This is a genomic window from Streptomyces albus subsp. chlorinus (genome assembly GCF_013302895.1).
GTDB lineage: Bacteria > Actinomycetota > Actinomycetes > Streptomycetales > Streptomycetaceae > Streptomyces > Streptomyces chlorinus.
Genome location: NZ_VJOK01000001.1, coordinates 1,265,416 through 1,273,798, shown reverse-complemented (window position 1 = coordinate 1,273,798; position 8,383 = coordinate 1,265,416). Strand labels below are relative to the sequence as shown.

Genomic DNA, 8,383 nt, shown 5'->3' with positions numbered 1-8,383 from the left:
GCCCTGTGGCTCGGCGGTCGGGCGGTGGCCGCCGGTGGCCGCCTCCGCCGGGCACCCATGCTGGGCGCTGCTCGGTGCGGCCGGTACCTGACGGATGTCAGGGCAACGGTCGCGGGCCGCCGCGCGTCGGGCAACGCCGCGCAGGTGTGGAACGGGCGCGGTCTGGAACCCTGGAAGGGCCGGACGGGCGGACGACGGTACGAGTGGGACGGAGCGCAGATGAGCTATCCCCGGCAGCGGGCACCGCGCGCCGCGGGCCTGCCGGACCTGGACCGGTCGCTGACCGTCTGCCGGGCCTGCCCCCGGCTGGTGGAGTGGCGCGAGGAGGCGGGGCGGGACAAGCGGCCCGCCTACCGGGACTGGGAGTACTGGGCGCGGCCCGTGCCCGGCTTCGGGCCCAACGACGCGCGGATGCTCCTGGTCGGCCTCGCCCCCGCCGCGCACGGCGGCAACCGCACGGGCCGGATGTTCACCGGCGACCGCTCCGGCGACGCCCTGGTCGCCGCCCTGCACGCTCTCGGTCTGGCCTCGCGGCCCACCTCCACGCACCGCGGCGACGGACTGGAGCTGTACGGGGCGCGCTTCACCTCGCCCGTCCACTGCGCCCCGCCCGCCAACCGGCCCACGCCCGCCGAGCGCGACACCTGCCGCCCCTGGCTGGTCAGAGAGCTGGAACTGCTCCACCCCACGGTGCGTACGGTCGTCGCCCTGGGGGCCTTCGGCTGGCAGACGGTGCTGCCGGTGCTGGCCGAGGGCGGCTGGCACGTCCCGCGGCCCCGTCCGGCGTTCGGCCACGGAGTCCGCGTCGCCCTGCCGCCCGCCGAGGGCGACGCCGCACCCCTGGCCGTGTACGGCTGCTACCACGTCACCCCGCGCAACACCTTCACCGGCCGGCTGACCCCCGCCATGCTCAGGGACGTGCTGCGGGCCGCGGCGCGGGAGGCGGGGCTGAGCGTCCGGTGAGGGCACCACCGCCCCGGTCCCTGCGGCTCCCCGCCCGGCCGCTCCCCGCCCCGGTGGCTCCCCGCCCCGGTGGCTCCCCGCCCCGGCCGGCGGGGTCACCCCTCGTCGCCCTCGCCGGGGTCCCAGGCGTAGGCGCCTCCGCCGCGCCACTCGATGAGGGGCCCGTCCAGAGCGATCCCGTCCGGGTCGAACCCGGCGTCGCCGAGCAGCGCCAGCACGTCGTTGACGTTGTAGGCCCGGCCCAGGATCGCGCCGTCGGCCCGCACCCGGCGGCCGCCGTGCGCGTCGGGCGGATACACGATGATCGGTGCCTCGGGCATGCCTCCAGCGTGCGCCCCCCGCCGCGCCGCCGCATCCCGGCCCCCACCCCGGCCCGGCCCCCACCCCGGGCCGGGGTCGGCCCTCCGCGCCGTGACGCTCAGCGGCGTTCCGAGCGTTCCGTGCGTCCTGTGCGTTCCGGTCGTTCCGGCCTGCGGTAGGTCTCGCCGGTCATGTCCTCCAGTTCGCGCTGCTTGGTCTCGGGCAGCTTGCCGCGGACGAAGAAGAAGGACAGCAGCGCGAAGCAGGCGAAGGCGCCATACAGCCAGGTCAGGCCGACCTTGCGGGTCATGGGCTCGAAGGAGAACGTCACCAGGAAGTTGAAGATCCAGTTGGAGGCCGTGCCGATGGCCAGGGCCATCGCCCGCATCCGGTTGGGGAACATCTCCGCGAGCATGACCCACATGATCGGGCCCCAGGAGAGGGCGAAGAAGATCACGAAGGCGTTGGCGCCGACCAGCGCCATCGGCCCGTAGGGATCGGGCAGGGACACGTCGTTGCCGCTGCCGCGCTGGTGGGAGAAGGCCACCGCGGTCAGCGCCAGGGAGCAGAACATGCCGACGGAGCCGATGGACAGCAGCCTGCGCCGGCCCACCCGGTCGACGAACAGCATGGAGACCACCGTCATCACCACGTTGATGCCCGCCGTGATGACCGAGGTGGTGAAGGACTGGGACTCGCTGAAGCCGACCGACTTCCACAGCGTGGTCGAGTAGTAGAAGATCGCGTTGATGCCGACCAGTTGCTGGAAGGCGGCCATGATGATGCCCGCCCACACCAGTGGGTGCAGCCCGAACCGCTCGCCGCGGATGTCGCGGAAGCTGCTGCGGTGTTCCTTGCGTACCGTCTCCCGGATCTGCTGGACCTTCGCGCCGGGGTCCGGCTCCCCGCTGACCCGGCCCAGTACGCCCGCCGCCTCCTCGTACCGGCCGCGCAGCACCAGGTAGCGCGGGGACTCGGGGATCAGCAGCGCCAGCACCCCGTAGACGGCGGCCGGGACGACGCCCACCAGGAACATCCAGCGCCAGGCCGGCATGTCGAACCACAGGTCCTGCGAGGCGCCTCCGGCCGCGCCCGCCAGGCCCTTGTTGGAGCTGAGGACGACGAGCTGGCCGATGGTGATGGCCAGTTGCTGGAGGGAGCCGAGTGCGCCGCGGCCGGAGGCGGGCGCCACCTCGGAGATGTAGGCGGGCGCGATCACGGAGGCGATGCCGATGCCCAGGCCGCCGATGACGCGCCACAGCAGCAGGTCGGGCACGGAGAAGGCGAACGCGGAGCCCGCGGAGCTGGCGATGAACATTCCCGAGCCGAGCAGCATCACATTGCGCCGCCCCCATCCGTCGGCGAGCCGTCCCGCGTACCAGGCGCCGACCGCGCAGCCCAGCAGGGCGATGGAGACGACGAACCCCGACAGGAAAGCGCCCAGCTCGAAGTGGTCCGAGAGCGCGTCGACGGCCCCGTTGATGACGGAGGAGTCGAAGCCGAAGAGGAACCCGCCGACGGCGGCGGCGATCGAGATGCCGACCGCCTTGCCGTGGTGGCCGGAGGGCGAGGAGGGCGGGCCGTGCGAAGCCGTCTCAGCCATGCGCTGTGTCACCTGACCAATTCGTACATTTTCGTACAGATGACTCCGTATCGTCGCGTACTCCGGAGGGGGAGACAATCTCCTGCGGCTGGAGTCGGAGATCGGATACCACCCACGCAGCGGGACATGCCTGCTGTCCCGCTGCGGCGGTGGCCGGCCCGCCGGCGGACAGGGGCCAGGGCTAGCGGGCCGCCTCGGTGAGTGCCTCCAGGACGGGACTGATCAGCGGGTGCTCCTCCGCGCCCCGGCGGACGGCGGCGAAGACGCGGCGGGTGGGGGCGCTGTCCTCCACCGGGTGCACGGCGACACCGCCCACGTCGGCGTCGGTGCCCCGCAGCGCCGAGCGGGGCACCAGCGCGACGCCCACGCCCGCCGAGGCCAGCGCGACGACCGCCCGGAAGTCGTCGGAGAAGTGCTCCATGCGCGGTTCGAAGCCCGCGTGCTCGCAGGCCAGGACGACCACGTCGTGGCACGGGTTGCCGGGGAAGGGGCCGATCCAGGTGTCCTTGGCCAGCTCGGCCAGCGGCACCCGCCCGTCCCCGGCCAGCCGGTGCCCGACCGGGAGCACCGCGTCGAACGGCTCCGCGTACAGCGGCACCCGCCACAGCCGGGGGTCGTCCTCGCCGGGCGCGCCCCGGTACTCGACGGCCACCGCCACATCCGTCTCCCGGTCCAGCACCATCGGCAGGCTGGCGTCGCCCTCCGCGTCCTTGACCCGCACCCGGATCCCGGGCGCGGTACGGGCCAGCCGGGCCAGCGCCGGGGCCACCACCAGCCCGATGCCGGTGGCGAAGGAGGCCAGGTCCACCTGGCCCGCGGCGCCCGAGCCGTAGGCGGCCAGCTCCGCCTCGGCGCGCTCCAGCTGGGCGAGGACCAGATGCGTGTGCGCGAGCAGGATCTCCCCGGCGGGGGTGAGCCGGACGCCCTTGGTGCCGCGCTCGACCAGCCGGTGCCCGGTCTCCTGCTCCAGCGCCGACAGCTGCTGGGAGACGGCGGAGGGGGTCAGATAGAGCGCGGCGGCAGCGGCGGTCACCGTGCGGTGGTCGGCCACCGCACGGAGGATGTGCAGCCGCCGCGCTTCGATCACGTGACCGATTCTCCCCCAGTCACCCGGCCAGCTCCGCCCGGGACGCCACGAACGCGTCGACCGCCCGGTGGACGTCCTCGGTGGAGTGCGCCGCCGACAGCTGCACCCGGATGCGCGCCTGGTCCTTGGGCACTACCGGGTAGGAGAAGCCGATCACGTAGACCCCGCGCTCCAGCAGCAGGTCCGCCATCCGCGCGGCCTCGGCGGCGTCCCCGATCATGACGGGCGCGATCGGGTGCTCGCCGGGCAGCAGCGTGAAGCCCTCCTCGGTCATCCGGCGGCGGAACAGCCCGGTGTTGGCCGCCAGCCTCTCCCGCAGCTCGCCGGCCGACTCCAGCAGGTCGAGAACCTTCAGCGAGGCCGCGGCGATCACCGGCGCGAGGCTGTTGGAGAACAGGTACGGGCGCGAGCGCTGCCGCAGCAGCGCGACGATCTCCGCGCGGGCGGCGACATAGCCGCCCGAGGCGCCGCCGAGCGCCTTGCCGAGGGTGCCGGTGAGGATGTCCACCCGGTCCATGACGCCGTGCAGCTCCGGGGTGCCGCGCCCGCCCGCGCCGACGAAGCCCACCGCGTGCGAGTCGTCGACCATCACCATCGCGTCGTACCGCTCGGCCAGGTCGCAGATCTCGGGCAGCGGCGCCAGGTAGCCGTCCATGGAGAAGACCCCGTCGGTGACGATCAGCCGGCGCCGCGCGTCCCGCGCCTGCACCAGCTGCTTCTCCAGGTCGGCCAGGTCGCGGTTGGCGTACCGGAAGCGGCGGGCCTTCGACAGCCGGATGCCGTCGATGATCGAGGCGTGGTTGAGGGCGTCGGAGATCACCGCGTCCCGCTCGCCCAGCAGCGTCTCGAACACACCGCCGTTGGCGTCGAAGCAGGAGGAGTAGAGGATCGTGTCCTCCTGGCCCAGGAACGCCGACAGCCGCTCCTCCAGCTCCTTGTGCACCTCCTGCGTGCCGCAGATGAAACGCACCGAGGCCATGCCGTAGCCCCACCGGTCCAGCGCCTGGTGCGCCGCGGCCAGCACCTCGGGGTGGTCGGCCAGCCCCAGGTAGTTGTTGGCGCAGAAGTTGAGGACCTCCTGCCCCGGCCGGCCGCCCGCGGTCACCTCGACCGTGGCGGACTGCGGGGTGCCGATGACCCGCTCGGGCTTGTGCAGCCCGGCCGCGGTGATCTCGTCGAGGGTGGCGCGCAGCTCGTCGCGTACGGAGTCGAACATGCTGTCAGGTCTCCAGTGGTGAGGGGGCAGGGATCAGCGGGTCCAGTCGAGGACGACCTTGCCGCCGTGACCGCCGGCCGCGTCGTCGAAGGCGGCGTCGAAGTCGCGGTAGTCGTACCGGCCGGTGATGACGGGGGCGAGGTCGAGGCCGCCCTCCAGCAGCACCGACATCGCGTACCAGGTCTCGAACATCTCGCGGCCGTAGATGCCCTTGATCGTGATCATCGAGGTGACGATCCGGGCCCAGTCCACCGCGAACTCCTCGGCGGGCAGCCCGAGCATCGCGATCTTGCCGCCGTGCGTCATGTTGGCGAGCATGTCGCGCAGCGCCGCCGGGTTCCCGGACATCTCCAGCCCGACGTCGAAGCCCTCCCGCAGCCCCAGCGCCCGCTGCCCGTCGGCGATGCTCGCGTGCGAGACGTCCAGGGCCAGCGAGGCGCCCACCTTGCGGGCCAGCTCCAGGCGCTCCTCGCTGACGTCGGTGACCACGACGTTGCGGGCCCCGGCGTGCCGGGCAACGGCCACCGCCATCAGCCCGATCGGGCCCGCACCCGTGACCAGCACGTCCTCGCCGACCAGCGGGAAGGACAGCGCGGTGTGCACGGCGTTGCCGAACGGGTCGAAGATCGCCGCGATGTCCGGGTCCACCGGGGTGCGGTGCACCCACACGTTCTGGGCCGGCAGCGCCACGTATTCGGCGAACGCGCCGTCCCGGCCCACCCCGAGCCCGACCGTGGCCCGGCACAGATGGCGGCGTCCGGCCAGGCAGTTGCGGCACTTTCCGCACACCAGGTGGCCCTCGCCGCTGACCCGGTCGCCCGGCTTGATGTCGGCCACGTCCCGGCCCGTCTCCACCACCTCGCCGGTGAACTCGTGCCCCACCACCAGCGGCGCCGACACCGCCTGCCGGGCCCAGCCGTCCCAGGCGCGGATGTGCAGATCGGTGCCGCAGACGCCGGTCCGCTCCACCTTGATCAGCACGTCGCCCGGCCCCGTCTCCGGCTCGGGGACGTCGGCCAGCCACAGTCCCGGTTCGGCCTTCTGCTTGACCAGCGCCTTCACGCCACGGCTCCTGTCGTCTCGCACCACGGCAGGGCACGGCGGGGCCTTGGACGGCCCTGAGCCCTGCGACGGGAAAGGGGCGGCGGCACCGGGGGCGGACCGCCGGCACGAATCTGCCGCACGGCGGCCACCGGGTCCATCGAGGATTTCTTAACCGCACCCCCAGATCGCCTTCACACCCCGCCGCGGGACCCTCCGCCGGGACCCCGCGGCGCGGTCGCGGAGCCGGGCGGCCCGCGCTATATGTGGGCCTATGGGTGAGAAGGACAGGCGGCTCGTCCCGCCCGTCTCCCCGATGACCGCCCGCACGGTCGACGCCACGCCCCGCGCACCGGGCCTGGCGTACGAGGCCAAGTGGGACGGCTACCGGGCCCTGCTGTTCGCGCGCCGCGACGCCCCCCACCTCCAGTCCCGGCGCGGCACCGACCTCGGCCCGGGCTTCCCCGACATCCTGCGGGCCGCCGCCGGACTGGGCGAGGAGGCCGTCTTCGACGGCGAACTGGTCGTCATCGAGGACGGCGCGGTCGACTTCGGCGCGCTCCAGTCGCGGGCCCAGCGCACCGGCCGCCGCGCCGAGGCGGCAGCCGCCGCGCACCCGGCCCACTTCATCGCCTTCGACCTGCTCGAACTCGGCGCCGAGAGCGCGGGGGTGACGATGAACCGCCCCTACCGGGAGCGCCGCGCCCTGCTGGAGGAGGTCTTCACCCGCCACGACCTCCAGCCCCCCTGGGCCCTGTGCCCGATGACGACCGACCCGGACCGGGCGGGCGAATGGCTCGACCCCGCCTGGGGCCGGGTCGGCATCGAGGGCATGGTGGTCAAGGGCCTCGGCCAGCCCTACCGGCCCGGCGAGCGCGGCTGGCGCAAACTGCGGGCCCGCGCCACCGCCGAGGCCGTGGTCGGCGCGGTCACCGGCCCGGTCACCGCACCCGACGTCCTGCTCCTGGGCCGCCATGACGACGAGGGCGAGCTGCGCATGGTGGCCCAGAGCGCCCCCGTCACCACGGCCCTGCGCCGCGAACTGGGCCGCCTGCTCACCCCCGCGGGCGACGACCACCCCTGGACGGGCGCCCGCTTCCGCTCCGGCTGGGGCACCCGCGACATCCTGGCCCACCGCTGCGTCACCCTCGACCACGTCGTCGAGTTCGAGGCCGATGTGGCCTTCGAGGCGGGCCGCTGGCGCCACCCGGTCCAGGCCCGCCGCCTGCGCCCCGAAGTGCCGCCCGAGGACGTGCCCCGCTTCCCGGCGGGCCCCGCCGAGTAGCCCCGGCGGCCGGGAGGGCGGCGTACCGGCGCCCCCGTCCGACCGTGCACCCCGCGCCCGCACCTCCCGTCCCTCCCCGCCGTCCCGCCCCCGCCGTCACCCCTCCCGGGTGCGGAAGGGGCGCCCGGGAGGGGTGACGGCGGCGGGCTCGCGTCGCGTACGGTCACGGACGAAGGGGGCGCCGCCCCGCCGAAAGGACCGGGGCCGCCCGCCGCCGAGCGAGAGGGAGCCGCGAGAGGATGTCCGAGCACCGGCCGCCGAACCCCCGAGGCGTCCCGGACGAGCTGCGGCGGCGGCTCGGCGCCGGGGACGCGGTACTCGTCGGGCTCGGGGCGATGATCGGAGCCGGGATCTTCGCGGCCCTGGCGCCCGCCGCGCGCGCCGCCGGGCCGGCACTGCTGCCGGCGCTCGCGCTGGCGGCCGTCGTCGCCTACTGCAACGCCACCTCCTCGGCCCGGCTGGCGGCCCGCTACCCGGCGTCCGGCGGGTCGTACGTGTACGGCCGCGAGCGGCTGGGGGAGTTCTGGGGCCACCTGGCCGGCTGGGCGTTCGTGGTGGGGAAGACCGCCTCGTGCGCCGCGATGGCGCTGACGGTGGGCAGCTATGTGTGGCCCGCGCACGCGCACGCGGTCGCGGTCGCCGCGGTGGCGGCGCTGACCGCCCTCAGCTGCGCGGGCGTGCGGAAGGCGGCGTGGCTCACGCGTGCCGTGGTGGCCTTCGTGCTGGCCGTGCTCGCCGTCGTCGTCGCGGCCCTCACCTCGCCGGCCGCGGACGCGAACCGGCTCGCGCCGGGTGGCGACCTCACCGGCGGCGGTCTCCTCCAGGCGGCCGGGCTGCTGTTCTTCGCGTTCGCCGGGTACGCCAGGATCGCCACCCTGGGGGAGGAGG

Annotated in this window: 8 protein-coding genes; 3 read left to right on the top strand and 5 right to left on the bottom strand. The window is 74.5% G+C overall.

All coding sequences use genetic code 11. The annotated features are described in order from the left end of the window. The first annotated feature begins 219 nt into the window (after positions 1-219). Positions 220-963, top strand: a complete 744-nt coding sequence (locus tag FM076_RS05830; RefSeq protein WP_173868847.1) for a uracil-DNA glycosylase — start codon at positions 220-222, stop codon at positions 961-963. A gap of 95 nt (positions 964-1,058) precedes the next feature. Here the strand turns inward: FM076_RS05830 and FM076_RS05825 are convergent, their stop codons facing one another. From FM076_RS05825 to tdh, 5 genes are all read right to left on the bottom strand, one after another. After that, positions 1,059-1,283, bottom strand: coding sequence for a hypothetical protein (locus FM076_RS05825; protein ID WP_173868846.1), 225 nt, complete (start codon positions 1,281-1,283; stop codon positions 1,059-1,061). 98 nt (positions 1,284-1,381) lie between these two features. Beyond that, positions 1,382-2,866 (bottom strand): sugar porter family MFS transporter, encoded by a 1,485-nt coding sequence (locus tag FM076_RS05820; RefSeq protein ID WP_173868845.1) that lies wholly within the window; start codon positions 2,864-2,866, stop codon positions 1,382-1,384. A gap of 181 nt (positions 2,867-3,047) precedes the next feature. Continuing rightward, positions 3,048-3,953: a LysR substrate-binding domain-containing protein gene (locus FM076_RS05815; RefSeq protein ID WP_173868844.1), complete on the bottom strand. Its 906-nt coding sequence runs from the start codon at positions 3,951-3,953 to the stop codon at positions 3,048-3,050. Between the two features lie 19 nt (positions 3,954-3,972). Next, entirely contained in the window at positions 3,973-5,169 is a 1,197-nt protein-coding gene (locus FM076_RS05810) for a glycine C-acetyltransferase (protein ID WP_173868843.1), read from the bottom strand. Between the two features lie 33 nt (positions 5,170-5,202). After that, positions 5,203-6,231, bottom strand: coding sequence for an L-threonine 3-dehydrogenase (tdh, locus tag FM076_RS05805; protein ID WP_173868842.1), 1,029 nt, complete (start codon positions 6,229-6,231; stop codon positions 5,203-5,205). Between the two features lie 253 nt (positions 6,232-6,484). Here tdh and FM076_RS05800 point away from each other — a divergent pair, with 253 nt between their 5' ends. Further along, positions 6,485-7,495, top strand: a complete 1,011-nt coding sequence (locus FM076_RS05800; RefSeq protein WP_173868841.1) for an ATP-dependent DNA ligase — start codon at positions 6,485-6,487, stop codon at positions 7,493-7,495. A 239-nt stretch (positions 7,496-7,734) separates the two neighbouring features. Next, positions 7,735-8,383 (top strand): amino acid permease (locus FM076_RS05795; protein ID WP_173868840.1); only part of this gene is annotated, 649 nt, incomplete at its 3' end.

Coding starts and splice junctions, on each gene's coding strand:
- FM076_RS05830 (WP_173868847.1), top strand. CDS start 220: ATGAGCTATCCCCGGCAGCGGGCACCGCGCGCCGCGGGCCTGCCGGAC.
- FM076_RS05825 (WP_173868846.1), bottom strand. CDS start 1,283: ATGCCCGAGGCACCGATCATCGTGTATCCGCCCGACGCGCACGGCGGC.
- FM076_RS05820 (WP_173868845.1), bottom strand. CDS start 2,866: ATGGCTGAGACGGCTTCGCACGGCCCGCCCTCCTCGCCCTCCGGCCAC.
- FM076_RS05810 (WP_173868843.1), bottom strand. CDS start 5,169: ATGTTCGACTCCGTACGCGACGAGCTGCGCGCCACCCTCGACGAGATC.
- FM076_RS05800 (WP_173868841.1), top strand. CDS start 6,485: ATGGGTGAGAAGGACAGGCGGCTCGTCCCGCCCGTCTCCCCGATGACC.